The 25,296-nt window shown below is 47.0% G+C and carries 21 protein-coding genes; 15 read left to right on the top strand and 6 right to left on the bottom strand.

The window, feature by feature from the left end:
- Positions 1 to 270: 270 nt before the first annotated feature.
- The 9 genes from HNP82_RS10140 (at position 271) to HNP82_RS10100 (ending at position 11,185) form a co-directional block, all read left to right on the top strand.
- Positions 271 to 2,310, top strand: a complete 2,040-nt coding sequence (locus HNP82_RS10140; RefSeq protein WP_183774003.1) for a DHH family phosphoesterase — start codon at positions 271 to 273, stop codon at positions 2,308 to 2,310.
- Entirely contained in the window at positions 2,311 to 2,757 is a 447-nt protein-coding gene (gene rplI, locus HNP82_RS10135; protein WP_183774001.1) for a 50S ribosomal protein L9, read from the top strand.
- Positions 2,758 to 2,762: 5 nt separating this feature from the next.
- Positions 2,763 to 4,091 carry a replicative DNA helicase gene (dnaB, locus tag HNP82_RS10130; RefSeq protein ID WP_183773998.1) on the top strand — a complete coding sequence of 443 codons (1,329 nt, stop codon included), beginning with the start codon at positions 2,763 to 2,765 and terminating at the stop codon, positions 4,089 to 4,091.
- A gap of 361 nt (positions 4,092 to 4,452) precedes the next feature.
- Complete coding sequence (locus tag HNP82_RS10125; protein WP_183773995.1) at positions 4,453 to 5,151, top strand: response regulator transcription factor; 699 nt, start codon at positions 4,453 to 4,455, stop codon at positions 5,149 to 5,151.
- 25 nt (positions 5,152 to 5,176) lie between these two features.
- Complete coding sequence (locus HNP82_RS10120) at positions 5,177 to 7,285, top strand: sensor histidine kinase (RefSeq protein WP_183773992.1); 2,109 nt, start codon at positions 5,177 to 5,179, stop codon at positions 7,283 to 7,285.
- A gap of 107 nt (positions 7,286 to 7,392) precedes the next feature.
- On the top strand, positions 7,393 to 7,614 hold the full coding sequence (locus HNP82_RS10115) for a hypothetical protein (protein ID WP_183773989.1): 222 nt from the start codon (positions 7,393 to 7,395) through the stop codon (positions 7,612 to 7,614).
- Positions 7,611 to 8,159: an RpnC/YadD family protein gene (locus HNP82_RS10110; RefSeq protein ID WP_183773986.1), complete on the top strand. Its 549-nt coding sequence runs from the start codon at positions 7,611 to 7,613 to the stop codon at positions 8,157 to 8,159. Before HNP82_RS10115 ends, HNP82_RS10110 begins: the two co-directional genes overlap by 4 nt.
- A gap of 418 nt (positions 8,160 to 8,577) precedes the next feature.
- Positions 8,578 to 9,504 carry a flavodoxin family protein gene (locus tag HNP82_RS10105; RefSeq protein WP_183773983.1) on the top strand — a complete coding sequence of 309 codons (927 nt, stop codon included), beginning with the start codon at positions 8,578 to 8,580 and terminating at the stop codon, positions 9,502 to 9,504.
- Positions 9,505 to 9,811: 307 nt separating this feature from the next.
- The gene (locus HNP82_RS10100) at positions 9,812 to 11,185 is read left to right on the top strand and encodes an alanine/glycine:cation symporter family protein (protein ID WP_183773979.1); all 1,374 of its coding nucleotides are present in this window, start codon (positions 9,812 to 9,814) and stop codon (positions 11,183 to 11,185) included.
- A gap of 69 nt (positions 11,186 to 11,254) precedes the next feature.
- Here HNP82_RS10100 and HNP82_RS18815 read toward each other — a convergent pair whose 3' ends face one another.
- Genes HNP82_RS18815 through grpE form a run of 4 tightly spaced genes read right to left on the bottom strand, consistent with a single transcriptional unit; the run spans position 11,255 to position 15,145 of the window.
- On the bottom strand, positions 11,255 to 12,715 hold the full coding sequence (locus tag HNP82_RS18815; RefSeq protein ID WP_279288909.1) for an SEC-C metal-binding domain-containing protein: 1,461 nt from the start codon (positions 12,713 to 12,715) through the stop codon (positions 11,255 to 11,257).
- Positions 12,712 to 14,250, bottom strand: a complete 1,539-nt coding sequence (locus HNP82_RS10090) for an Hsp70 family protein (RefSeq protein ID WP_330599531.1) — start codon at positions 14,248 to 14,250, stop codon at positions 12,712 to 12,714. Before HNP82_RS10090 ends, HNP82_RS18815 begins: the two co-directional genes overlap by 4 nt.
- Before the next feature lie 24 nt (positions 14,251 to 14,274).
- The gene (locus HNP82_RS18075) at positions 14,275 to 14,463 is read right to left on the bottom strand and encodes an Hsp70 family protein (RefSeq protein ID WP_243164728.1); all 189 of its coding nucleotides are present in this window, start codon (positions 14,461 to 14,463) and stop codon (positions 14,275 to 14,277) included.
- A complete protein-coding gene (grpE, locus tag HNP82_RS10085) occupies positions 14,456 to 15,145 on the bottom strand; it encodes a nucleotide exchange factor GrpE (protein WP_183773976.1) in 690 nt (229 codons plus the stop codon). The genes HNP82_RS18075 and grpE overlap by 8 nt, the downstream gene beginning before the upstream one ends.
- Positions 15,146 to 15,453: 308 nt before the next feature.
- On the opposite strand from grpE, the gene HNP82_RS10080 reads away from it, so the two are divergent.
- The 5 genes from HNP82_RS10080 (at position 15,454) to HNP82_RS10060 (ending at position 21,926) form a co-directional block, all read left to right on the top strand.
- Positions 15,454 to 16,890: a sulfatase-like hydrolase/transferase gene (locus tag HNP82_RS10080; protein ID WP_183773973.1), complete on the top strand. Its 1,437-nt coding sequence runs from the start codon at positions 15,454 to 15,456 to the stop codon at positions 16,888 to 16,890.
- Positions 16,891 to 16,907: 17 nt separating this feature from the next.
- Positions 16,908 to 18,041, top strand: coding sequence for an anaerobic sulfatase maturase (locus HNP82_RS10075; protein ID WP_183773971.1), 1,134 nt, complete (start codon positions 16,908 to 16,910; stop codon positions 18,039 to 18,041).
- A 296-nt stretch (positions 18,042 to 18,337) separates the two neighbouring features.
- Positions 18,338 to 19,123, top strand: a complete 786-nt coding sequence (locus HNP82_RS10070) for a sulfite exporter TauE/SafE family protein (protein ID WP_330599530.1) — start codon at positions 18,338 to 18,340, stop codon at positions 19,121 to 19,123.
- Positions 19,124 to 19,299: 176 nt separating this feature from the next.
- A complete protein-coding gene (locus tag HNP82_RS10065) occupies positions 19,300 to 20,898 on the top strand; it encodes a sulfatase family protein (protein ID WP_183773965.1) in 1,599 nt (532 codons plus the stop codon).
- Positions 20,899 to 21,047: 149 nt separating this feature from the next.
- The gene (locus HNP82_RS10060; RefSeq protein WP_183773962.1) at positions 21,048 to 21,926 is read left to right on the top strand and encodes an Rpn family recombination-promoting nuclease/putative transposase; all 879 of its coding nucleotides are present in this window, start codon (positions 21,048 to 21,050) and stop codon (positions 21,924 to 21,926) included.
- Between the two features lie 238 nt (positions 21,927 to 22,164).
- On the opposite strand, the gene HNP82_RS10055 is transcribed toward HNP82_RS10060, so the two are convergent.
- Positions 22,165 to 23,775 carry an extracellular solute-binding protein gene (locus tag HNP82_RS10055; protein WP_183773959.1) on the bottom strand — a complete coding sequence of 537 codons (1,611 nt, stop codon included), beginning with the start codon at positions 23,773 to 23,775 and terminating at the stop codon, positions 22,165 to 22,167.
- Here HNP82_RS10055 and HNP82_RS10050 point away from each other — a divergent pair.
- Positions 23,743 to 24,519, top strand: coding sequence for a MurR/RpiR family transcriptional regulator (locus tag HNP82_RS10050; RefSeq protein WP_183773956.1), 777 nt, complete (start codon positions 23,743 to 23,745; stop codon positions 24,517 to 24,519). The genes HNP82_RS10055 and HNP82_RS10050 overlap by 33 nt on opposite strands.
- A 107-nt stretch (positions 24,520 to 24,626) precedes the next feature.
- Here the strand turns inward: HNP82_RS10050 and HNP82_RS10045 are convergent, their stop codons facing one another.
- Entirely contained in the window at positions 24,627 to 24,893 is a 267-nt protein-coding gene (locus tag HNP82_RS10045) for a hypothetical protein (RefSeq protein WP_183773953.1), read from the bottom strand.
- Positions 24,894 to 25,296 lie beyond the last annotated feature (403 nt).

The raw sequence follows: 25,296 nt of genomic DNA, 5'->3' as shown, positions 1-25,296 counted from the left end.
CTTATACCGCGTCTTTCGCGCCGCGAGCAAAGCGAGCGTACCTTAGCGCGAAAGTACGCATCTGGGCACAGCCATACTATGACCGCGGCAGCGGTCATGGTATAATAGCCACATAGTGGCTATTATACCGCGTCTTTCGCGCCGCGAGCAAAGCGAGCGTACCTTAGCGCGAAAGTACGCATCTGGGCACAGCCATACTATGACCGCGGCAGCGGTCATAGTATAATAGCCACAGAGCGGAGGTTATGTAAGAGAAAGTGAGGAAGAAGCATGAAGAATCAGGTGAAATTGAAAGGACCGCTGAAATCTTATCTGCGCTGGCCTATGATTTTAAGCTGTCTGCTCATTGTTATGACCATCGGGATCTTTGTGGTGGACTATAAATGTGGTTTTATTGCGTTAGCCGGACTGGTGTGCTATGCCATTGCGGCACTTCTGATCTATTCACGGATACGTCCCATAATTATCGGAGAACTGGTTAATTTCGCTCTGGAATATGGCCAGGTGCAGAAGGCGCTTCTTTATGATCTCCAGGTACCTTATGGCGTATTGGATGAGCAGGGACACCTGTTGTGGGCCAATAAAAGTTTTCATGAGTTGACCGAGGATAAATCCGGCGTCAAGGGTGTCGACCATATTTTTCCTGAGGTGACCAGCGATAAGCTGCCTAAAGACCAGGATAAGGTTATTATTCCCATAACGTTTAAGGACAGTTATTTCAGGGCAGAGCTGGAGCGCATTGTCCTTACGGATTTCTCATCCAATAATGCCCTTGTGGATACAGGAGAGGCGAATGTCCTCATTGCCATGTACCTGTTTGATGAGACTCAGATCCGCAATTATATCCGGGAAAATCAGGAACAGCGCCTGGTATGCGGGGTCATTTTTATTGATGATTATGAAGACGCGCTCAACAGTACAGAGGAAGTGCGCCGTTCTCTTCTGGCGGCCCTCATCGACCGGAAGATCACAAAATATATGCAGAATTACGACGCTATCGTGACGAAAATTGAGAAGGACCGGTATCAGTTTGTAATTCAGCACCGGTATCTGCGTCAGTTGCAAAGCACGAAGTTTTCCCTCCTGGATGAGGTCCGTGAGATCAATATAGGTAATGAGATGGCTGTGACTTTGTGTATTGGTATCGGCGCTGATGCTGCCAACTACGCCCAGTCCGCCGAGTGGGCAAAGAACGCCATTGAGCTGGCGCTGGGCCGTGGCGGTGACCAGGCGGTTGTGAAAGAGAAGGAGAAGATCTCCTACTATGGAGGAAAGAAAAAACAGGTGGAAAAAAGCACCCGCGTTCGTGCCAGGGTGAAAGCTCACGCTCTCAAGCAGCTTATTGAGGGCAAGGATCAGGTGGTGATCATGGGCCATAAGATCGGTGATGTGGATTCTTTCGGCGCTTCTGTGGGGGTGTATCGTATCGCCAGGGCTTTGAATAAGAAAGCCTATGTAGTTTTAAATGAAGTGACTAAGACGGTGCGGCCGCTGAAAGAATGTTTTGAAAATAATTCCTATTACGACAGCGATATGTTTCTCACAGAGGCCCAGGCCAGGGAGATCGTTGATCTGAACACAGCCCTCGTTGTGGTGGACGTGAACCGTCCGTCTTACACAGAATGTCCGGATCTTTTAGGCTTTACCCGAAGCATTGTTATTTTGGACCATCACCGCCAGAGCAGCGAGAGCATTGAGAACGCGGTGCTTTCCTATATTGAGCCTTACGCCTCATCGGCCAGCGAGATGGTAGCGGAGATCCTCCAGTATATCAGTGATGGCATTAAGCTGCGGTCCGAGGAGGCCAACGCCATGTATGCCGGGCTGATGATCGACACTAATAATTTTCTCAATAAAACCGGTGTGCGGACCTTTGAGGCCGCGGCCTACCTGCGTAAAAACGGCGCTGACGTCTTGAAGATACGCATGATGTTCAGGGAAGATATGGAGACATACCGGGTCAAAGCGGACGCAATCAGTAAGGCAGAAATTTTTGATCACGAGTTTGCTATGACCCAGTGCGTTCCGGGGAATATTGAGACGCCTACTGTGGTAGGCGCCCAGGTGGCCAACGAGCTTTTAAACATTACGGACGTTAAGGCATCTTTTGTCTTTACGGAGGTCAAAGGCGTAGTTTATATCAGCGCCCGATCCATGGAGGAAGTCAACGTACAGTTGATTATGGAGCATTTTGGCGGCGGCGGACACAGTGCCATTGCCGGGGCCCAGCTCCAGGACATATCTGTCTTAGAGGCGATGGCCAAAGTTAAAGCTGAAGTCCGGAGAATGAAAAATGAAGGAGAGATATAAATGAAAGTTATTTTGCTTGAAGATGTGAAATCCCTTGGAAAAAAAGGTGAAATTGTAAATGTAAACGATGGATATGCCAGAAATTTTATCCTGCCTAAAAAACTGGGAGTTGAGGCAACTTCAAAAAATCTCAATGACCTGAAACTTAAAAAGGCCAACGAGGAAAAGATTGCCAAAGAGATCCTGGAGGAAGCCAAAGCCTTTGCTGAAGATATGAAAGACAAGTCTGTCACTGTCTCCATTAAAACCGGCGAGGGCGGAAAGACTTTCGGTTCTGTGTCCACAAAGGAGATCGCTGCGGCAGCAAAAGAGCAGCTTGGCGTTGATATTGATAAGAAAAAGCTTCAGCTTGCCGAGCCTATCCGCACTCTCGGAACAACCATTGTCCCCTACAGAGTGCATCCTAAAGTGACTGCCCAGATCACAGTGAAAGTTAAGGAAGCGTAAAGGTTATGGATGAAGCGTTAATTAAGCGGATACTTCCCCATAACGGCGAAGCGGAGCGGGCGGTCATTGCCTCCATGCTTATGGACCCTGACGCGGTGATTACCGCTGCCGAGATGATCACCGGGGACGATTTTTACCAGCGCCAATATGGAATATTGTTTGATACCATTGTGGAGATGAATAATAAAAATATTCCTGTGGATCTCATTACACTCCAGGAATCTCTTAAAACAAAAGATGTTCCGGAAGAATTGTCCAGCGTGGAATTTTTAAGCGATCTGCTTAATGACGTGGCGACTTCTGTAAATGTGAAACAGTATGCTCAGCTTGTGGCGGATAAATCGTCGCTGCGCCGGCTCATCCGGGCCAACGAGGAGATTGCCAACATGTGTTACCTGGACAAGGAGCCGGTGGAAACCATTATGGAGACCACGGAAAAGAGGATCTTTGATCTGCTCCAGAAAAAGTCGGTGGATGATTTTGTTCCTATCCAGGACGTGGTATTAAGTGTCATCAATAAGATTGAGATGGCGGCCCGCCACAAAGGTACGGTGACAGGAATCTCTACCGGATTTTACGATCTGGACTATAAAACCAGCGGTCTGCAGCCCTCGGATCTGATCCTTGTGGCGGCCCGCCCTTCTATGGGAAAGACGGCCTTTGTACTAAATCTGGCTCAGTATATCTGTGTGCGCAACAAAGTGCCTACAGCCATATTCAGTCTGGAGATGTCCAAGGATCAGTTGATCAATCGTGTCCTGTCCATGGAGTCTAAGGTGGATTCCCAGTCTATGCGTACCGGCAACCTGACTCAAAATGACTGGGAGAAACTTATTGAAAGCGCGGGGATTATCAGTCAGGCGCCGCTGATCATCGACGATACCCCAGGTATTTCTATTGGAGAACTACGGTCTAAGTGCCGTAAATATAAGCTGGAAAATAATCTTGGCCTTGTGATCATTGACTACCTTCAGTTGATGACCGGCGGCGGAAGATCCGAGTCCAGGCAGCAGGAAATTTCTGATATTTCCCGGTCTTTAAAAGCTCTTGCCAGAGAAATCAACGCTCCGGTCATCGCCCTCTCACAGCTCTCCCGGGCTTGTGAAACCCGGCCGGATCACCGCCCCATGCTCTCTGACCTGCGTGAGTCCGGAGCTATCGAGCAGGACGCGGATGTGGTTATGTTTATTTACAGAGATGATTATTACAATAAAGACACTGATAAGAAAAATATCTCAGAGATCATCATCGCTAAACAGAGAAACGGCCCTATCGGCACAGTGGAGCTGGTATGGCTGCCAAACTATACAAAGTTTGCCAATAAGGAGAGGTAAAATTGTTCAGTTCAGCCGTCAGGGATGACGGGGGTTGATGCTTGCGCAAAAGCCAGCCCGACCGTCCCTGGTGGCTGAACTGTTATATAGTAAACGACAAATATATTTGTCGTTTACTATAAACCCTCCGGGGGGATGCGCACGATTTTTGCAAGGAAAGATCTGCGCTTTGTGCAGCAAAAATCGGCGCAGGAAACGTCATAATAAAAATTATTATGACGTTTCCTATAATTTTAAAAATTATTTAAGCTTTTGCCGCTACTTCTTAAAAAAATTAATATAAAATATTAATCGACATCGGGTACCGGTATATGACCGGCGCGGGCGCAAAAATGAGGCAGATCTGAGGGAGGCTATAGATATGTATAATATTCTGGTGTGTGACGATGATAAAGAAATTGTTAAAGCCATTGAGATTTATCTCATCGGTGAAAAATATAATGTGTTTAAGGCATACAACGGGCAGGAGGCCATGGATATTCTTGATAAGGAAGAGATTCATCTTCTCCTTATTGATGTGATGATGCCTGTGCTGGACGGGATAAGGGCGACTTTGGAGATCCGCAAAAAAAGTGGCGTTCCGATCATTATCCTGTCGGCTAAATCGGAGGACAACGATAAAATTCTTGGATTAAATATCGGCGCGGACGACTATATTACCAAGCCTTTTAATCCTATGGAACTGCTGGCCAGGGTTAAGGCCCAGCTTCGCCGTTATACAGTTTTTGGCAACGCTAAGAAGGACGATTCCAGAGAAATTTACTCCGTGGGTGATCTGGTCATCGACGATACGAACAAAGAAGTGACAGTGATGGGTGAGCCGGTGAAGCTGACTCCTATTGAGTATAATATTTTAAAACTTCTTGTGAGCAATAAAGGCCGGGTTTTTTCCACCAAAGATATTTATGAAAATATATGGAAAGAAGACGCATTGGCGGCAGATAACACGGTGGCTGTCCATATCAGCCATATCCGTGAGAAAATTGAGATCAATCCAAAAGAACCCCGGTATCTGAAAGTGGTATGGGGTGTTGGATATAAAGTGGAAAATCTGAACTGATACTGGTTCATGGAAAGGAGAAGTTATGGATGATAAGCGGCTGAGACGGTGCCTGCCTTTGAAGATACTGGCCCATTTCCTCATGTTCGGCTCTTTTGCCGTGATGATCGCGGCTGTAATTTACGTCTGCCTTTATGTAGAAATCTATTTTGGAATGGACCGGAATGCTGATGAGAACCGGGAAAATTCCTATTTCGTGTCAAATCTGTTTTTTGACGACTATATGTCAGCGACAAACCTGCTCCTTTCCACGATTCATGAGTGGAATGATCAGAATATCTATAATGATCTTGAGGAGATGGAGGCCTGGCGAAGTTATTATATGGACGGATACGCTAATTTCCAGTACGCTATCTATAATAAAGAGGGCGGACTGATTATGGAAAGTCCGAATTATTCCGTGACGCCGGAGTCCGTGTCCTCCCAGACGGATACCGAGGGGGCGCGGATTTATTATTACAGTATGGATATTTCCGGCCTGAATCTGTATCCTGTGGAGGAGACTTCATCGTCTATGCAAAGCGGCGGGGCGATTGTCAAAAACGGCAGCAATTTTATCCATTCTCAGAGCTTCCTTTTTGGCAATGAAAATCTGGGGGATAAGATTGGATATATCTTTGTCTACGTGCCGGAAACTCTCGTTATGGGTGACAGCTTTTATATGCACTTTCAGATCTGTCAGACTTTTGAAAACGTCAGGTATATAGTGTTTTTCGGGGCTGTTGCGGCGGCTGTGATCTTTGTGGTCTGCCTGATCTATACGATCCTGGCGGCTGGATGGAAGCCGGCGGATGATCAGATTCATCTGATGTGGTTTGACAAGATTTATACGGAGATCGCCTTAGCCATTATGTTTTGTGTGTTCTTTCTTTTTGTGATCGCCGTGATCCTTTTTGTGGGATGGACCATGGATGGAAGGTCTGTGGGAGATATTGTTACTTCCGGTGTTCTTGCGATCCCTGCCTATATGGCCGCCATGTTTTGCGTGTACAGTCTGGCCAGACGTGGAAAGACCCATAATTTTATTAGTCAGTCGCTGATCTTTAAGCTGTTCCACGGCTTTTACAAGGTGATCTATCAGGGTATGATCAACAATAACTTAATGCGCAAGTATATTTCTGTGATCCTTGGCCTGGGAATCGCGGATTTCATATTAATGATGCTGGCTTTTTGGGGCAACTCCTTCTTCTTCTTTATTGTGGTGACGGTCATCTACTGCTGCGAATTTATTTATGTCGGGCGAAAGCTCATGGCTATCCAGGATATTGCCAAGGGGGCCAGTGAGATTGCTTCCGGCCATCTGGAATATAAAATCGACACAAAAGATATGGGAAGCGGCGTTTTTCTGGAATTTGCCAATAACATTAATAACATCGGTCAGGGACTGAACCGGGCTGTGGATGAGAGCGTTAAGAGCGAGCGTATGAAAGCGGACCTTATTACTAATGTGTCCCATGATATAAAGACGCCGCTCACGTCGATTATAAATTATGTGGATCTTTTAAAACGGCTGAACATTACCCACGAGCCGGAGCGGGAATATATTGATATTCTTGACAGTAAATCCCAGCGGCTGAAGATGCTTATTGAAGATCTTGTAGAAGCGTCCAGGGCGTCCAGCGGAAATATTACTCTGGAATGTGACACCATTGATTTTAATGAGCTGGTCATGCAGGTGGCTGGGACTTATGTGGAAAAATATAGCCAGCGTCAGCTTACACTTGTTACCCGGTCACATCAGGAGCCTATTCTAATCTGGGCCGATGGGCGGCGGATGTACCGGGTGCTGGATAATCTTTTTAACAACGCCTTTAAATATGCCATGACCGGCTCCAGAGTATATGTTGACCTCTACGAAGATGAGGACAGCGTCTGTTTTATTATGAAAAATATTTCTCAGGAACCTTTAAATATTACCGCTGATGAGCTGACTCAGCGCTTTGTCCGGGGGGACGCTTCGCGTACCACAGAGGGCAGCGGCCTTGGCCTTTCCATCGCGGAGAGCCTTGTCCAGCTCCATGGAGGTACATTTAAAATTTATCTGGACGGGGATCTCTTTAAGGCGACCATCGTTATGCCGGCAGTTCACGGAACGGATAACGACGGCGAAGCTGAGGAGCCGTCTCTTTCCTGATGTCCCGCGCTATTCGTAAAACAGGCATTATTATATTTGCATTTTGCCGATTTTTCTTATATACTTTAAATACAGGATTCCTCTTCAAATAAGAGCAGGAGGAAGAAATGCAAAGAAACTTTCAGGATCTGACCATTAAGGACGCATTTATGTTTGCGGCAGTAATGTCTGATGAGAATCAGTGCCGTAAGCTGTTAGAGATTGTCCTGGAAACAAAAATTTTACATGTGACCGTGATCACTGAAAAGACGATGTCCTACCATCCGGATTACCATGGTGTCCGTTGCTGTCCGGGGAATCCTATGATGAGCTTCCGGATACATACGTGATTTTTATCTGTGACTTTGCCTGGATGCCCGATCAGCTTTATCGCTATACTTATGAAATGGTGTGCCGTGAGAATGGGAGTCTTTTAAACCAGGGGCAGAAAACCATTTTTCTCAGTACGAAAGGGCGCAATGATGAAGGAGTGTCCGCTGCGTTGGCTGATTTCCTTAAATATGTAGGACAGCCCGATCAACCTGCAAGGGACAGCTTTATCGCCGGACTGGACAGGAGGATTCAGCGGATCAAGGCCAGCCGTGACTGGGAGGCGAGATTTATGCGTTTGGAGATCGAGCTTAGGAACAAATGGCGACAGGGACATCAGGAGGGCCTTCAGAAGGGCCTTCAGGAAGGTCTGCAGCAAGGCCGGAGCGAGGGACGCCGGGAAGCTTTAAAGGAGTCTGTGCTGAATCTTTTGAGTAATTTTGGGGAGATTCCCGAAGACATCCGGTTAAAGATTGAAGGACAGGAAGATGAAACTGTGCTTAAAGAGTGGCTGAGGGCCGCGGCAAAAGCAGATTCCATGGAGACGTTCCGCATAAACATGTGACGGTCTTTTGGACTGTGTGCTGCTAAGTGACAGGAAAAACTAAAGAGAAGGTGAGAAGTATCACAGGAAACCGCAGAGTATGTCCGCAGCACTTGTCTGCGGATAGATATAAAAAATGATGAGGAATCCTGTGTGTACAGAAGATAAAAACCCTGCGCCTAAGGCAGAGCGCGCTATCGTTTGTCTTGAGGGGCAGGGTTTAATATTTGATATTAATTTTTGTCGGATTTAAGGGAGATAGAGTTTAAAGTGATATAAAAGACGAAATTAGGACATAATCAGACCAAAAACACCCTTTAATTTTGTTGTGAAATTTTATATAATAAATATAACCGCCAAGTCTGTTCCTGTTTGGGAAAACAGACACGGGGGAAGGACAATTTTGTCTGACGAGTGAAATAGATGGAAGGAGAAAACTATGAGCGAGACAAAGAAAGTACTGGGTCTGAATTTTGGCCGTGCTAACGGAAACTGCAAGAAGTTTCTTAACGCGGCTATGGAGGCTGCCAAAGCAGCCGGCGCTGAAACAGAGATTATCGACGCAATGAAGCTGGATATTAAGCATTGTATCGGATGCGGCGCATGCTCCCGCATGCTTCAGAGCGGAAAAGGTCAGATCCGCTGTATCCAGAAGGATGATTATGAGGCCCTTTCTGACGCTGTTTTGGCCGCTGACGCTATTATCGTAGCTGCACCGGTTTATGTACTGGCGCCTACAGGACAAATGAAGAACTTTATCGACCGTTTCGGACCGGCTCATGACAAAGCCTATATGCTCTTTGAAAACGAGCTGCGCAAAGATACCGGCGGAGAGGAATTAAATCCGGACTGCCTGAAACGTCACCTTGTATCTTATATTTCTGTTGGCGGCGCTACAACACCTCACTGGGTATCCTACGGTATTCCGGGAATGAACCTGTTTGGCATGAGCCTGAATATGAAGGTTGTAGACCAGTTAGACGCTTACGGCTCCTATGTGCCGGATAATCAGGCAAGACTGATTGAACAGTCCAAACGTATTGGTACCCGTATTGTAGAGAGCCTTGATAAGAAGACAAGCGAGATTACATGGGAATCCGAACCGGGTGTATGTCCGGTATGCCACTGCAAAGAGATGACATTAAACGGCACAACGACTGTTTGCTGTCCGGTTTGTGGTATTTACGGTACTCTCAAAGTTGACGGGGACAAAGTTTCCGTTGAGTTTTCCAAGGAAGAGCAGGATCGCAGCCGACTGAAATTTACAGGTGTTCTCGAACATCAGGTAGAGCAGGGACGTAAGGACCGCTATCCTAGATTCGATGAATATGTTGCAAAATTTAGAGCTATGCAGGATGAGATGTAATTTTATTCACTTACATAGGGTGAATTTTGTGTGATCGAAAATAACAGTGCTATATATATGGCATATAAAATGGGACAGTTTTACAGAGGATGCTATCCAATGTGAAGCTGTTCTATTTTTTTCTTGCAAAAATATGTGTAACAGGTTATTATATGTTATATGTCCTTGTATGGCAGACCTTTGTCCGCTTACGGGATAATAAGTTGCGGTTATGGCAGCCTGCCGGCTCTCATATGGTGATGTCTGGGCTAAAGGTCATTTGCGCCGGCCATAAAGTTATGCTTACAGATAAATGGAGGGATAAGAGATGGAACTATTTGCGCAGATCATAGATGAAATTGACGCTGCGGTGTGGGGTTGGCCCATGATCATACTACTTATGGGAACCCACTTATTTATGACCATACGCACAAAAGGGATTCAGAGAAAGCTGGGGACAGCCATAAAGCTGTCAGTGACCAAAGATCCGGAGGCCGAAGGGGAAGTCAGCCAGTTTGGCGCTCTGACAACTGCCCTGGCGTCCACTATCGGAACGGGAAATATTGTCGGTGTAGGGACGGCTATTGCCATGGGCGGCCCTGGAGCTGTGCTTTGGTGTTGGCTTTCAGGAGTTCTCGGTATCGCTACAAAGTACAGCGAGGCTTTGATTGCCGTAAAATACAGAGTAAAAACGAAAGACGGACGCATGCAGGGCGGCGCCATGTATGCCCTTGAACGGGGGCTTCATATGAAATGGCTGGGAATTATTTTTGCTGTCCTGGGCGGTCTGGCTTCTTTTGGTATCGGCTGTGCCACACAGGTCAATGCTATTGCCACTGTCTGCAATGAGAATATTGGCGTGCCCAAGGCTGTGGTGGGAGTTATCGTGGCCCTGGCTACAGCCCTTGTGGTCTTTGGCGGATTGAAAGCGATTGCACGGGTATGCGAGAAACTGGTGCCCTTTATGGCGATTTTTTATGTGGCCGGATGTATTATCATCCTTGCTATGAACTATAACTATATTATCCCGGCCCTCCAGACCATTGTGGTGTCTGCCTTCGCGCCCAAGGCTATTGCAGGAGGTTTTGCCGGCGGCGGTATTATGCTGGCTCTGCGGGCCGGTGTGGCCAGAGGGCTTTTCTCCAACGAATCCGGCATGGGTTCTGCGCCTATCGCTGCCGCGGCGGCGCAGACCCGCAACCCGGTACGTCAGGCCCTTGTATCCTCCACAGGAACTTTCTGGGATACAGTCGTTGTCTGCGCTATGACAGGTATTGTCCTTGTGACTACCATTATGAAAAGTTCAAGTCTGGATATCGGTTTTATTGAGGATGGCGGCGTGTTGACGACCATTGCCTTTGATCAGATTCCTGTAGTCGGTCCCATTGTCCTTGTCATTGGCCTGATCTCTTTCGCCTACTCCACTATCCTTGGATGGGCCTATTACGGGGAGCGGTGTCTTGAGTACTGTCTCGGAAAGAAGATCCTGATTCCTTACCGACTTTTATATGTCACTGTCGCCCTTATCGCCCCGGTGATCGCCCTGGATGTGGTGTGGAGCATTGCGGATATTCTAAATGCGTTTATGGCGGTCCCCAACCTGATCGCTGTGCTGCTGCTTTCGCCGGTAATTGTAAAGGAGACGAAAAAGTATATTAATAACCTGGATAAAAAGTCGGACGAGGAAATCCCGACCGTTTAGCGGTAAAATGAATAATACAGTAAAAAACAGCAGTCGTTCTCAGAAGGAGGGGCTGCTGTTTTTATGAGATTATTTGCCGCGTCCGCAGCAGTGTTTATATTTCTTCCCGCTTCCGCAGGGGCAGGGATCGTTGCGCCCGATTTTTTTCCCTCCCCGGACAAATGGTTCGTCAAAAGGCTTGTCCCATAGCTCCTCCGGGGAGATATGGTAATCCAGAGCCTCATAGGTGTCAAAGTCGGCGTAGCTTTCGGCGGCCAGACGGGTTTTTGCGGAGATTTTATCCGGAAAATACATTTTAAAAAGACCGCTATCAAAGTATTTATATTTTCGCTCATAGTCTTTCATATATCTGGACTTGTAGTAATCCAGATTCCGTCCGCTTTTCAGAAGCTCATAAACTTCCCGAAGAAACGTAAAGTATTCCGGATACTCCTTCTTTATAATTTCCAGCTCGGGCAAAATCTCCTTTCCTCGTTCCAGAAAACTGACCATAAGATCAAGGCGTAAAAAATTTGAGAGATCTTCCATATCCTCCTCTTTTGCACTGTCAATAAAACCACAGGCGTCTTTTGTAAATTCGCTGAGCCTGGGATCTGCGAAAAGTTTGGACTGACTAAAACTGTTTTCAATTTCTCTGAGAAGCTCTTCCGAAATATCCGGCAGCGCCCGGGGGAGAATTTCTTTCAGCAGCGCCATAAGGCGCTCTGTATCGTCTGAGGGCCATATATGACCCAGCGTTATAAAGAACGATGCGAGGATCGTAGGCCCAGCGTTAATATAAAGAATATTATCTCTGAAAAAGTCCCGCAGTATTTCATAATGTTCAGAAATAAAAGGATCATTTTTCCCGCTGTGCAATGCTGTGGAGATGATCCCTCCCCAGGCGTCAAAAATAAGGGGCACATCTTCTTTTGCCGGGTGAGGATGCCCGGTGATGACCTTATGTAAAATGTCGGCGGTTTTATCAAATTTTCCTCCTGCATGGCAGGCTGCGGAATAACTTAAAAGGAAATCCAGGTCATTACATCCGGCATTCATTGCTTTTTCAAAAGCCGCCGTGGCTTTTTTAGAGTATCCCCGTTCTTCATAGCAGAGAGCCATTTCCCGGAGATAGGCGGGAGTATCCGGATACTTCTTTACAAGCTGTTCACATGCTTTGACAGCCTTTCCGGGGAAGCCCGCCCTGCGCCAGTTGGAGGCCATATAGTATAAAAAGATATCCTCGCTGGGAAATTTATGGAAGGCTTCAGCTGCGATCTCCGCCGCGTATTGGAAATCATCACAGTTTTCTGCCTCCAGAAGGGCGGCCAGCATTTTTTTTGCGAAAGGCTCTTTGGGTTCCGGAAGATTTTGGGCGGGATCTTTTTCCGGTTTCTGGAGAATTTCATAAGCCTCGCGGATTTTTTTAAATTGTTCCGGGTCCTTTTCCGGGGGGAATTTCCGGATCATGGAAAAATAGGCTTTTTTAATGGACAGGGCGTCGCTGTCATGCTCCAGTCCCAGTTGCTTTAATGCTTCTTCACGGGTCATTTTTCATCCTCCACTGCAGTGGATTGCATATCATTGATGAGATCCAGCAAATCCTGAATAATATCCTCATACTCATCGGACTGTCCATCATCGTGGATAAGAGATTTTTTCAACTCATAAATCATCTGGTCAAGCTGCTGCTCAAGATTTTCAAACCCTTTTCGGGAGCTGATCCGCTTTAATGCTTTTTCGGCCCGGCGGATGATAGTCCGGTAGGCGCCGGCCTCCCGGGACTCCTTCCATCCGCTGACGTCCTCTCTTTGTTCGGGATGGGGCATGGAAGTCATATCAATATCGATACCGGCAGACGCGCCTGTGCTGCTGATGATGGCGCTGACTTTAAGAAGGCCGTTAAGATCATAGGAAAATTCCACGTCAATACTTTCATCGCCGGCGGGGCCGGGGGGAATGTGGGAAAGTTTAAATGATCCGAGAAAATGGTTGCGGGTAGCCACAGGGCTGTCGCCCTGGTAAACTTCAATGATCGTTTCTGTCTGCATATCAAAAGATGTAAAAAAACGGTTTTGTCTTGTGACGGGAATAGTCACGTTTCTCGGTATGATAACACTCATATAGTTGTCATTAAATCCGTGCAGGGCACGTATACCAAGGGTATAGGGATTGACGTCGGTCATCATAAGGCTGTCATCCCCGGAGATGGCGCCGCTGAGAATACCGGCTTGGATGGCCGCGCCCTGGGCTACGGCAAAATCGGGATCTACCGGAGAGCAGGGCGGTTTTCCAAGGTAGCTTTCAATATCCTGATGAATCAGAGGGATCCGGGTGGAACCTCCCACAAGAAGGATATGGTCAATTTCAGAAGGACGGACGCCGCTGTCAGACAGAACGATGTCGATAGGATGGTGGGTGCGGTCAATAAAAGGACGGATCATGTTTTCAAAATCCCGGCAGGTGACAGTTTCGTCAAGGGCAAGGCTTTCACCGTCTTTTTGAGCGATAAAGGGAAGATATACCCGGTATTCATCATCGGAACTCAGGGCAATCTTGCATTGCTCCGCCGCCTCTTTGACGCGGGCCAGAGCGGCCGGATCTTTCTCAAGGCGGATATTATAGCGGTCATAAAAGCGTTGGATGAGACTGTCCATAAGGCACTGGTCAAAATCTTTGCCGCCAAGCTGGTTATCTCCGCTGCTGGCCTTGACTTCCAAAACGCCGGCGAACATTTCAAGAAGGGTGACGTCAAATGTGCCGCCGCCAAGATCATAAACGAGAATATGGCTTTCATCATCTATATGACCAAGGCCATAACTTAGGGCCGCCGCTGTAGGCTCGTTGATGATGCGTTCCACTGAAAAACCGGCGGCTGTTCCGGCGGCGATAGTTTCCTGGCGTTGGGTGTCATTAAAGTAGGCTGGGACAGAGATCACTGCCCGGTGAATATCTGTGCCAAGATATGAGTTAACATAACTCTTGACATAGCCGAGAAGCATAGCCGATAGCTCTGATGGGGTGTAGGCTTTGCCGCCCATTAAAATGGATTCATTGCTGCCTATTTTTCGTTTGACCTCCCGCACAGTGTCTTTCGGCGACAGGATATACTATGCCTTTGCCTCATTTCCGAAAATAAAATTTCCTTCAGGATTTATACCGATAAAAGAGGGCGTGATTTCGCTGTGGTCAAAATTCAGGATCATCACGGGACGGCCGTTTTTGATGACCGCTGCTTCTGTGGTAGATGTTCCCAGATCAATTCCGATGATCGTATCTTGCGTAATAGTGTCAGACATTGAAGGAATCACCTTTCTTTTCTATACTGTGACCGGAAGGCATTTCTGTCTCTTTTGCAGCCAGACGAAAGGCCAGAACCCGGGCTTTTTTATGAATATTGCCTTTATAGATGAACCCCGGGGTCAGTATCTGCGCCACTTTGCGGTCAAGGGCCGCGTCCCCGGTATCTGATACAGCAGTGACTTCATGGATCGTGTAGTCTACGGAAATTCCTGTCTGATCAATAATCTGTATGCCGCATTTTTGAAGGACAGGTTCCATCTGCTCATGGAAAGTGCGAAGCTGAGCAATGAAGCTGTCGGGAATAGATGGTGAAGAAGCGGAATTTTCCATATTCCAGAGCAGGGTATAATAGCGAAGGCACGATTGGAGGAGCGCCTGATTATCACTCTGAAGGGATGAAATTTTTTCGTGGCACTGGCACTGTTCCTCCACCGTGTCAAGAAAATCTTCCAGGGCCATATGATGCTGCCGAAGTTCCCGGGTGTTTTCATTGAGCTGCCCGCAGAGATCCTCCTGGATTTTTTTATTCATATTTTGCTGAGAAATGGCGCTGTCCAGTTTTTCCTGCATCCGGGCAATGCGCTGAATACAATCTTCCTGTTTTATGTGCAGCTGATGTATTTCATCAGACAGCATATTAGATTGGGACGATGGTCTTTTACTTTTTTTAAAAAACATATCTGCCTCCTTGTATGGCGGATGTTTGAGATATAAATAGCCGGGGCGCTGTCTCATTTTGCGCAATGGTTTGTCATGAAAGCCTATGAGACAGTGCGCTGTTTTTGGATAAATCCGATTTTATGTTTTTATCATATCATAAAGTAGTAAGATGGTCAAAACAGGTTTTAGAGTAAACGACAAATATATTTGCCGTTTACTCTAAAACTTCCGGATACATTTATTTTACAACACTCCTGAATATGGTTTATAATGATCATGAGTTTATAAAAAATGGGGGATGAACCATAACGCGAGGAGGATGAACAATGAACTATATTTTATTATTTCCCGATGAACTTCGGGCGGAAAGTCTTGGCTGTTACGGCCATCCGCTGGTACATACACCAAATATTGACGCGCTGGCCGCGGAGGGAACGGTGTTTGAGCAAAATTATACGACCCATCCGGTGTGCGGCCCGGCCCGGTGCAATCTGGCCAGCGGCTGGTATCCCCATGTGGATGGACGGCGGACATTTTATATGATATCAGATAAGAATCCCAATTTTATCAGCCACCTTAATGACGCCGGTTTTACCACCGCCCATGGCGGAAAGGACGATATGTTTGACCACGCCTCCATGGAGCGGATTTTTGGCGAGCTGCTGCCTTTTCACCGCCGGGATGTAGTCAAAACCCAGGGACTGAAAGCCATATCCCAGGCCCGGTATTCTATGATCTATCCGCCGGTGAAGGATGAAGACGAACCAAAACTTGGGGATGCCTTACATACAGCAGACGCCATTGATTTTATCCACCGCCACGGGAAGGATGAAAAACCCTTCTTTCTTATGTTGTCCTGGATGTTTCCTCATCCGCCTTATACAGCGCCGGAAAGTTATTATAATATGTATGATCCGGCAGATGTTCCCATGCGCCGGGATCTTTCCTGGTATAAGGAGAATAAGCCTCAGATGTATGAGGTTTTGCGCCGCTATCGGGAGACGGATGATAAAGGTGAGGATTTGTTCCGCAAAATGAATGCGGTCTATCTTGGAATGATTTCCTATGTGGATACGCTGGTAGGCCGTATTGTTGAGGCTTTAAAGAAGGAAGATATTTATGAGGATACGACCATTATTTTCTGTTCGGATCATGGGGATTACGCCGGGGACGGCGGACAGACAGAGAAATGGCCGTCGGACATGACCGATATGATTACCCGCGTGCCGCTGATCATCCGCCGTCCCGGATGCCCAGGAGGACACCGGGTAAGTACGCCTACCCAGTCTTTTGATATTTTCCCAACAATTCTGGATTATGAAAATGTGAAGCTTCACTATGCCCAGTTTGGGGTTTCGCTGAAACCTCAGATTGAAGGGGCCCCCGGAGATTCTGAGCGGGCGGCTTACAGTGAAGGCGGCTATGATGTGCGGGAACCCTGGTGCTTTGAGCCGGAGTGCTTTAAAGGAACTTATCTGGAAAGTCCTCAGATTGAGGGGACAGACTATTATCCCAAATGCCTCCAGCAGCAGGAGGCCCCGGATACTGTGTGCCGTGTTGTCATGCAGCGGTATAAAGACTGGAAACTGATGGTGCGCACCAATGGACAGAATGAGCTTTATAATATGAAGGATGACCCGTGGGAGGCCCATAACCTCTATGGGAAACCGGAATATAAAAAGATTCAGGATGAACTGACGCAAAAAATGCTCACCTGGCTTATAGATACATCGGATGTGGTGCCTATTGAGGGACGGGGATAATTGAAAGGAGGAACATTATGCCGCCGGTAAATTTACTGATTAAACCTGCTTCGGGAATGTGCAATATGCGGTGTGATTACTGCTTTTACTGCGACGAGACACAGAAGCGCCAGCAGGCATCCTATGGACGGATGACGGAGCGCACTCTGAAAAATGTCATAAGAAAGACGGTGCTTGTGGCATCGGGAAGCTGTACCATTGCCTTTCAGGGCGGTGAGCCAACTTTGTGGGGACTGGATATGTTTCAGAAAGTCGTGGATTATGTCAACCATTATAACCGGAATCATATCCCTATCGAATATGCCATACAGACCAACGGTTACGGGATCACTGAGGACTGGTGCCGCTTTTTTGTGAAAAATCATTTCCTGATCGGCATTTCTGTGGATGGCTTAAAATCCATTCACGACGCATACCGCCACAGCGCCGGCGGCGGGCCTACCTATGACCGGATCATGGAAACCATTGATCTGTTTGATCGCTTTGGAGTGGAATATAATATACTGACGGTAGTCCACCGGGAAGTGGCGGAGCATATTAAAGAAATTTACAAGGATTACCGGAGGCGTGGCTGGAACTATATGCAGTTCATTACATGCCTTGACCCACTGGGAGATGTGCGGGGACAGGAGGAGTACTCTCTGCTGCCTAAAACCTACGGACGCTTTCTCATAGATCTGTTTGATCTGTGGTTTGAGGATTTAAAAAAGGGTGATCAGCCATATATCCGTCAGTTTGACAATTATGTGGCCATGCTTCTCGGTTACTGGCCGGAGTCCTGTGAACAGAGAGGAACCTGCGGCATACAAAATGTAGTTGAGGCCGACGGCAGCGTATACCCCTGTGATTTTTATGTGCTGGATGACTATTGTCTTGGAAATCTCAACGACACATCCCTCCAGGCCATTTATGACCGGCGGGACGCCATGGGGTTTATCAAACGGTCATTGAACCATCCGTCAGAATGTAAACAATGTCCCTGGTTTAAGCTGTGCCGGGGCGGCTGTTACCGGAGCCGTGTGACGGAGCAGGGGGATGAAAAGTGCTGGAACTATTTTTGTGAGGGCTATAAGATGTTTTTTGAAGCGTGTTACCCCCGCCTTGAGGAAGCGGCGAAAATCGCGAGACGCCGGATTCAGAATAATATTTGAGAATATGAGATTTAATGCGCCTTGCCGGATATGATTGGGAAAGGTGTATGTACTCTGAGATTTCATCGGGGATGAACGGGCGCATATAATTATTTAAAGTATAAATATTTGACATATTTTGAGAAAAATAGCTTCTTGATCTAAAAAGTCTGCTTTTTAAGCTTTTTTAAGTAATAATATTAAAAGATTTGTTTTTGATTTATTTCTATAATGATTACATAGCTTAACGCGAAGCAATCCGTGCCTCATGCCTGTTTGTCGAGCAACTCATATTATTTGATCTGGGAGGAATGGATGTGTCCGCCATCAGTTTTCTTTCCGGGTGTACGGTGCTGGCTATGAGCCTGTATTCGGTGGGACGCGGTAAAATTTCCGGAACCTCCATGGCAGATATGACCACAGGGACACCTCTGGCCATTGGCGCCGCTGTGGGCGGCGTTGCGGGAAAATACATGTTTCAGGGAATAAAAGGGCTTTTCCCCGACTCAAATACAGTGGGAGCGGTTCAGGCGGCCTGTCTGCTTATATTAACTGTTGGGACGCTGATCTATACCATTAAAAAAGAGCAGATAAATACATATCATTTAAAGAATGTGCCGGTGTGTCTGATCATTGGTTTTATTCTGGGTGTTTTATCATCCTTTCTAGGGATTGGCGGGGGACCTATCAATCTTGTGATTCTGTATTTTTTCTTTTCGATGACGACAAAGGCTGCGGCGGCCAATTCTCTGTATATTATTTTGTTTTCCCAGGCGACCAGCCTAGTCAGCACCATTGTCACCGGAACAGTCCCGGCCGTGAATTGGGGAATCCTGGCGGGAATGATTATCTGCGGGATTTTAGGCGGGATGGCCGGCCGCGTGTTTAACCGGAAGATGGATGAAAAGATGGTTGATAAACTATTTATGGTTTTAATGATTGTGATTATTCTGATAAATATATATAATGTTTTTAGGGCGCTAGGCGCCAGTGACGCCTGCCCAGCGCCGACCGCAGCGGAGCGGAGACGCGAGAGTGCGATAGCAGGTCGCGGCTGTGGTATCATGAGGTCAAATTTTAATTTGACCTCAACATCATATTGATGCCAGGGTCAAAAGGTCATGCTTTTCATGCTTGCATGAAAAAGCATGACCTTGAGACCCCAACAGCATAATAATACGGGTAACGCCCGGCGTCCCCGACTACAGTGAAAGCTGTGGACTTTGGGCAAGGAAAGAGCGGGGCGTTTCGCAGTATTATGGATAATCAGGAGGAATTTATGGAGAAGAAACCAAATGTAATTTTAATGTTTATTGATGATCTGGGATATGGGGATTTGTCTTGCTTTAATGAAAATTCCAAGTTAAAAACCACCAATATTGACGGGCTGAGCGACTGCGGCATCCGGCTGACAGACTGCCACTCGACCTCCGCCTTATGTACGCCGTCCCGTTACGGGTTGCTCACCGGACGCTATAACTGGCGCTCCCGGCTGAAACAAAGCGTACTTCCCGGAGGCGGCGATCCTCTCATTGAAAGCGGACGGATGACCCTGGCGTCCATGTTTAAAAAACATGGCTATTATACGGCAGCCGTGGGAAAATGGCATCTTGGTCTTGGCTGGGAGCGTAAGGCTCTGGACGGCAGCGAGTACGGTATTGCCGATGAAGTGAATGAGAAAAAGAATTTGCCGGGGGCTGAAGGCTTTTTGCTGGACGGCATGAATATTGATTTTACAAAACCGCTGAAAGTGAGCCCCAATGACTATGGCTTTGATTATTTCTTTGGCACAGCGGCGTCTCTCGATCAGCCGCCCTATACTTATATTGAAAACCGTACTGTACTGGCGGTTCCTGATCATGTCACCGGAGTTTTTCCACTGGACCGCACCGGGGCAACACAGCAGGAGCTGTGGCAGAGAGGGCCTGCGGCGCCCGGCTATAATTTTGAAAAAGTGATTGGTGATATGAACGATAAAGTTCTGGAAATCATAGATGAACACGCGCAGGAGCCGTTTTTCCTCTATTACCCCACCCATGCGGTTCACGGGCCCCTTTTGCCGCCGGCAGGATTTAAGGGAAAGAGCGGCCTGAATGTCTATGGGGATATGGTTCTTTATTTGGATTATATTGTAGGAACGGTTCGGGATAAGCTTCAGGAAAAGGGAATTTTGGAGGACACCATCTTTATTTTTGCCAGCGACAACGGCTGCAGCGGCGTGGCGGATTATCCCTTCCTTACCAGTCATGGCCATAATCCAAGCTATATTTTCCGCGGGAAAAAGACGGATATTTATGAGGGCGGCCACCGGATTCCGGCAATTATTTCCTGGCCCGGCCATTTTGGCACCGTTTCGTCGGATGGAAGCATAGGCAATGGCGGAGCGGTATGTGACCAGATGACCTGCCTGTGTGATCTCTTTGCCACCTTTGCCCAGATACTTGGTGAAAATCTGCCGGATAATGCCGGAGAAGATTCCATAAGCCTTCTTCCGGCCCTCCACAAAAATATGCCGGTGAGACACTCTGTTGTTCATTCCTCTGGTGACGGCAGTTTTTCTATCCGCACTCAGGACTGGAAATTAGAGCTATGCCGTCATGGCGGCAGCGGCATGGCCAGGCCGGTCAATGAACCTTCCACAAGCGATCAGGTTCCCTATCAGCTTTATAATTTGAAAGAGGATGTGGAGGAGCAGCACAATGTGGCGGAAAAGTATCCGAAGATCTGTCTTGATCTGGCCAATGAGCTTCTTGAAATTATTAAAAATGGCCGCTCCACAGCGGGACAGCCTCAGGAAAACGCCGGCATGGATTCCTGGAAACAGCTTCGGGATGTGTATGGAGTGATGGAAAAGATTGAGGAGAATGCAAAGAATTAAGAAAGGCGTGACTGGAAAGCGCGGATTTTTGATGGACGGCATGAACATTGAATAGTTATAAAAAAGATAGTTGCGGTTGTATTTTGCCTGTTTTTGCGATATACTTTAAACACAGGATTCCTCATGGTGACAGAAATCAGGAGGAAGAAATGCAGAGAAACTTTCAGAATCTGACCATTAAGGACGCGTTTATGTTCGCAGCCGTAATGTCTGACGAAAACCAGTGCCGTAAGCTGTTAGAGCTGATATTGGAAACAAAAATTTTACATGTGACCGTGATCACTGAAAAAACGATGTCCTATCATCCGGATTATCATGGTGTACGTCTGGATGTGCTTGCCGAGGAGGAAGGCGGCCATCGCCGTTTTAACGTGGAGATGCAGGTGAAGCAGACGCCGGATCTGGCATGGCGAAGCCGGTATTATCATTCGCAGTTGGATATGGACGCTCTGCTGTCCGGAGAACCCTATGACGCTCTGCCGGACACATATGTTATTTTTATCTGCGATTTTGCCTGGATGCCGGATCAGTTGTATCGCTATACATATGAGATGGTGTGCCAGGAAAACGGCGCTCCTCTAAATCAGGGACAGAAAACGATTTTTCTAAGTACCAAGGGCTGCAATGACGAAGCGGTGTCTGATGCGTTGGTTGATTTCCTTAGATATGTAGGACAGCCGGATCAACCTGCAAGGGATGGTTTTATCGCGGGACTGGACAGGAGGATTCAGCGGATCAAGTCCAGTCGTGACTGGGAGGCGAGATTTATGCGTTTGGAGATCGAGCTTACAAACAAATGGCGTCAGGGCCATCAGGAAGGCCGCAGGGAAGGCCGTAGGGAAGGCCGACGGGAAGGGCGCCAGGAAGCGCTGAAGGAATCTGTTCTGGAGCTTTTAGAATCCAAAGGGGAGATTCCGGAAGATCTTCGTTCTATGATCGAAGGGCAGACGGACGAGACGATGCTTAAACAGTGGCTGATTGCCGCTGGAGAGGTGGAATCGCCGGAGGATTTCAGAAAAGCTATGTGAGATAAGATGACTAAAGATAAAGTCTGTGGCTGACGTCTGGTGCGGCAGTCACAGGAAAAAGATTCTGAAGATAAAGTGAGAAGTATCACAGGAAACTATATTCAAGACTCGTTTACGAGGCTTGGCATGGAGATGATGAGGAATCCTGTGCGTACAAAAGATAAAGGCCCCGCAGACGCGGGGCTTAGTTTTTATCTGTCCACAAAAAGCGGACTATAAAAGGAGGACAAAATAAAGATTATTTTCCGGTAGCTTCCAGCCAGTCGTTAAGCTGGGTCTGGTAAGTGTCCACAACCGTATCAATGCCTATGCTTTCCAGCTTCTCCAGAAATTCGTCAAAAGTAGCGTCATCGGCGGTGCCGGAAATGATCTGGGCTTTGTACTGTTCAATGGCGTTGTTAATAGCGCTGATTTCATCGGTGACAGTGGTGGTATCGCAGGCAAAACCAAGATATCTGCTGGTTTTTGCGGTTTTCATCTGTTCTTCTAACTGGATATTTAACTCAGGATCATCGCCCTCCCATGGCAAAACAATGAATTTATTGGCATTTAAAAAAGCCACGGTATGGTAAGCAGGCGTTTCATTGCCCTCAATATAATGGGCGACGCCGTTGTCATCCACTTCATAATCCACGCCCTCGATGCCCCAGGCAAACAGATTGGCAATGCGTTCGTCTGTAAACATCATTTCAAGAAAGACAGCGGCCGCTTCCGGTTCCTTTGATGTGGTGGGAATGGCCCAGGTAAATTTTGTCAGGTTGCCGGAGGTAATAGGAAGCTCAGCGATGCGGACACTGGTCATATCCATGCCGCAGCTAGTATCTACGGAAGCCTCGGAACCGATTTCCACCTGATTAACAAAGGAAAAGACAATATTGGATTTAACAAGGGAAGCACCCATTTCCTGGGTTGTGGCCGAGTCTTTATATACCAAACCCTTTTCGTACCATCCGCGGACGATTTCATAGTTTTTTCTAAATTCCTCAGACGCGAACACATTAATCACTGTGTCATCACTATTGCGGACACCTACTGTAGTGAGGGTATCTCCAAGGTTATCCATAAAAGTTGTCTCTGAAAAAATGTCGGTAAAACCTACTGTTCCGTTAAGCGGAAGCACTGCGCCGTGTCCGTCTGTAGAAGCGCATCCGGCAAGATAGCCCCATTTTTCGCTGGCCTTGACCGCTTCCATAATCTCTTCATATTCCGCCAATGTTGTCATATTTTCGGCATTTTCCAAAAGTCCCAGATCCTCAAGAACATCAGTGCGCATGTTAATATATATTCCTGAAGCAAAACTCTTATAGCATGGAAAAGCATAGGTATGGCCGTCGATCTGTGTGCCTCCGATCATATCCCCGACGCCGGCCAGCGCCTGTGGCGCGTAGCTTTCCAAAAGTTCAGTAATATCTATTAACTGTTTTTGGGATGTCATGGTTGCGAATGAGGAAGGCCCGGCGGGCATAGTCACAATAAGATCTGCCTGTTCGCCGGAAGACATCATCAGGTTGATTTGCTGGTCATAATTGCCGACTTCAATCATAGTCAGAGTGACGTGGGTATTGATTTCCGCCTCTGTGATCTCATTTATGGCGTCCTCTACTGCTCCCAGACCGGCCTGGATAGTATTCATGGAAGGATAGACAACAGTAATTTCCGCAATATCGTCCCATGTGACGTTATAGCCAACAGATGGAACCTCATTGTCAGAACTGGCTTCTTGAGAACCGGCTTCTTCCGTGTCTGCTGTTTCACCGGCAGATGCAATAGTGCTGCCTAAGCTGTTGCTGTCATCAGAAACGGAAGCACTGCCCTTGTGGCAGAGTATACATTTATTAATGAATCCCATATTGAGAAGCGGATTGCCCAGATAACCCTGGAAAATATTTCTGATTTTGGAAATATGACGGTGGAAAAAATTGCCGGATTATGCCAGGTTTCCGTATCCACCTATCTTCGATTCTGCCACAAAATCGGTTACGCTTCATTTACAGAATTTAAAGTGCGGATCGTAGATGCTGTTGGGAAATATACATTTTTGAATACCCCTTTTTCAAAAGGGGAAAATTACACAAAGCAGAATTTTTTTGAAGTGTCAAAAAATATTATTGACAGCGATTATATAATGCTGCGAAAGCTTCTTGATACAGACATGTGTCAGGCGATCGTTGACGCCTGCGCAAAGCACCGTCAGATTTTTATTGTCGATCTTTTTTATTCCACTGTGCGGTTTGCTTTCCACAGTGATCTGGCGGTTACGGGAAAAAACGTCCATCTGATCCATCCCGGTGGATGTGTGGCATCTATGAAAAAAGAGGGCCTGGATAAACACAGCTTTGTATTTTTTGTCTATGATGGAAGCTCCAGAACCCATGATGTCTGCCCGGCGATTTCGGTATGTAAAAATCTGGGATGTCATGTGGCGGTGCTGTCCTGCCATGAGCATTTTCCAAATGAGGAATGTTGTGATGAAATACTGGTAATCGGCAAGGCGTCTTCCGTGATCTCTTCCGTGGTGCTTCATGATCTGGTATTTCAGTATTTGTCCGTGTGTTACCGGGAGAAATATATCAGGTGGGGAGATGACAGATAAAGCTGTCCCGAATCCCTCGCCAAGACCCGCGAGCAGGTCTTGAATTTCTGAGAAATGAGATGTTTTGAATGTAGCCACGTTAAGGCGCCGGATGCCGGGCCTTAACGTTATTCTTCAATAACATGAATTTCCAGATAATCAAACTCAATGGATTCAATAAAGTTATCCTGAGTAAACCGGGTCTTATCCCGGCGCTGAAATTCCTTAATATTGGAATCAAGCCAGATCGGTTCGGCCAGGTCAAAGGCCATACAGATTTCTGTGACTGCGTGAAAAACCTTGGCTGTCCGGGATTTTGACGGGTCATCTTCCTCAATAACAATATCTTTTAAAAGACGGTTGTCTTTAAATTCTTTTCCCCATAATCGGAACATAACATTTTCCTTTCTTCCTTAATGTGAATGATACTAGTTAAGCGCTGTAAGTATGTAACCGTTCATCCCGTCCGGATGCGGAACGGATACATAAATATTTGTAACTCAGTATAGCATTTGGGAAAAAAGAAGTAAAGGCTGTCTGAACAAATGCCAATGGGTTAAAAGTAGAAAGGGTTACTGTTCACACAGCAGCCGGACGTAACTAGAAAAGGACCGGCCATCGCCGCTCACAGAGCGGGATGTCTGTTTTGACATTATCTCCCATATCTTATATAATGGTGAAAGCATCAAAAGGTGTTTTGCGCGCCACAAAGCCATGCTTACCTGCGCAAGCGCAGCCCGCATGACCTTTTGTCGCTTGTCTCATCATATAATGAAAAACACATAACAGTTCAGCCCA

The organism is Catenibacillus scindens (assembly GCF_014202115.1).
Lineage (GTDB): Bacteria > Bacillota > Clostridia > Lachnospirales > Lachnospiraceae > Catenibacillus > Catenibacillus scindens.
This window is presented reverse-complemented; position numbering and strand designations above follow the sequence as displayed.